The organism is Paramesorhizobium leguminum (assembly GCF_003217235.1).
GTDB classification, from domain to species: Bacteria; Pseudomonadota; Alphaproteobacteria; order Rhizobiales; family Rhizobiaceae; genus Paramesorhizobium; species Paramesorhizobium leguminum.
Map to the genome: position 1 here is coordinate 1 of NZ_QJTF01000058.1, position 2,060 is coordinate 2,060.

Genomic DNA, 2,060 nt, shown 5'->3' on the forward strand with positions numbered 1-2,060 from the left:
GAAAGGTCAGGCGTGCTGTCGACCGCCATGTCGTTCCTAGGCCTCTATCGCGATCCCGTCGTCGCCGAGGTGACGCGGCGCTGCGACTGGCGGATATCGGACATTGTCGGCGGGGAGCGGCCGACGACGCTCTATCTCGTTGTGCCTCCTTCCGATATCAGCCGGACCAAGCCGCTAATCCGCCTGATCCTCAACCAGATCGGCCGGCGGCTGACCGAGGACCTGGAAGCGAAGACAGGCCGCCATCGGCTGCTCCTCATGCTCGACGAATTTCCGGCTTTGGGCCGGCTGGATTTTTTCGAGTCGGCGCTGGCTTTCATGGCGGGTTATGGGCTGAAGAGCTTCCTGATCGCGCAATCGCTGAACCAGATCGAGAAAGCCTACGGGCCGAACAATTCGATCCTCGACAACTGCCATGTGCGCGTCAGCTTCGCGACCAATGACGAACGAACCGCAAAACGTGTTTCCGACGCGCTCGGTACCGCGACTGAGATGCGGGCTATGAAAAATTATGCAGGGCACCGGCTCTCGCCCTGGCTCGGCCATCTCATGGTCTCGCGGCAGGAAACCGCGCGCCCGCTGCTGACAGCGGGGGAGGTCATGCAGCTTCCGCCCACAGATGAGATCATCATGGTTGCCGGCACGCCGCCAATCCGGGCGAAAAAGGCTCGCTATTACGAGGATGCCCGCTTCAAGGAGCGTATCCTGCCACCGCCGGCGCTCTCGCTCCCAACGCATCCGAACGCCGACGACTGGAGCGCATTGGCTTTGCCGCCGCGGCCGGAACTAACCGATCTGGTGAGGGAGAGGGCAAGCGAGGACGAGGATCCGACCGAATCCGAACGGCGTCGGCAGCCCGAGCTTAGCCGCGTGCAGCCCATCGAGAAGAAAGCGCCGATAGAAAATGAGTTCGATCCGCCCGATGATGACGATGGCGCCGCAGCCAGCAGCCACTTTGCGCGGCTCGTGCAGGGCATGGCGCGCCAGGTATCGCTCGATCCGAACGACGGCATGGAGTTGTAGCTGTGATGGCCAGCCGAAAGAAGAAGACGCAGATCTCCGTCTATCTTGAGCCGGACATCATGAGGATGCTCTCCGACTATGCCGCGCGCCGTGAGCAGTCGATGTCCCTGATTGCAGAAGCTGCCATCGCTTCGTTCCTGTCACCAGACGATGCCGAGCGGCGCGAGGCGATACTTGCCAAGCGTCTCGATCAGCTGGACCGGCGCATGACCCGGCTGGAGCGGGATGTCGGCATCGCCGTCGAGACGCTGGCCGTGTTCATCCGCTTCTGGCTCGCCACCACGCCCGCGCTACCCGAACCGGCCGCGCAGGCTGCGCGTGCCAAGGCCGGAGAGCGCTACGAGGCGTTCGTCACCGCTCTCGGACGCCGGCTGGCAAAGGGACCGAAGCTTCGGCAGGAGATTTCCGAGGATATCGACGCCCCGGAGAGGGAATGAGCCAAGCCGCGAGGGACACCAATAGTAAGTAAGAGCAAAACCGCCGTTCTCCTGTATTTGCACGCTACACCCCTACGACATTAATTCCTTGTTGAATCGCACGGATTTCCGGCTTTTTTAATCATCCCCGTTGCGGGGAATATCTTTGCACCCCGCCAAGAACGGGGCCAAGATGACTGCCACTTACCACAAACCGGAAGCGATCGCACGTGGCGCGCGGATGTTGCGCACGGCGCTTGGAGCCTCGATCGCACGGTTTCTGGAAGATCCCGCCATCATAGAGGTGATGCTCAACCCCGATGGGGGGCTCTGGGTCGACCGGCTTTCAGAGGGGCTGGCCTATACGGGGGAGCACCTTTCCGCCGCCGACAGTGAGCGGATCATCCGCCTCGTCGCGCATCATGTCGGCGCGGAGGTTCATTCCCGCAGTCCCCGCGTTTCCGCGGAGCTGCCTGAGACGGGCGAGCGCTTCGAGGGATTGCTGCCGCCCGTGGTCACCGCACCCGCCTTCGCTATCCGCAAGCCCGCCGTCGCCGTATTCACGCTCGACGATTATGTCGCCGCCGGGATCATGACGGCGGAGCAGGCAGCGACGCTGCG

3 protein-coding genes are annotated in these 2,060 nt (G+C 62.9%); all 3 read left to right on the forward strand.

Annotation, left to right across the window (positions count from 1 at the left end; genetic code table 11):
• Positions 1-1,023: type IV secretory system conjugative DNA transfer family protein (locus C7477_RS18595; protein ID WP_181418481.1), on the forward strand; the 1,023-nt coding region annotated here is incomplete at its 5' end.
• Between the two features lie 5 nt (positions 1,024-1,028).
• Positions 1,029-1,460 carry a CopG family transcriptional regulator gene (locus C7477_RS18600; RefSeq protein ID WP_110754818.1) on the forward strand — a complete coding sequence of 144 codons (432 nt, stop codon included), beginning with the start codon at positions 1,029-1,031 and terminating at the stop codon, positions 1,458-1,460.
• Between the two features lie 172 nt (positions 1,461-1,632).
• A partial coding sequence (locus C7477_RS18605; RefSeq protein ID WP_181418482.1) for a P-loop NTPase family protein occupies positions 1,633-2,060 on the forward strand: 428 nt, incomplete at its 3' end.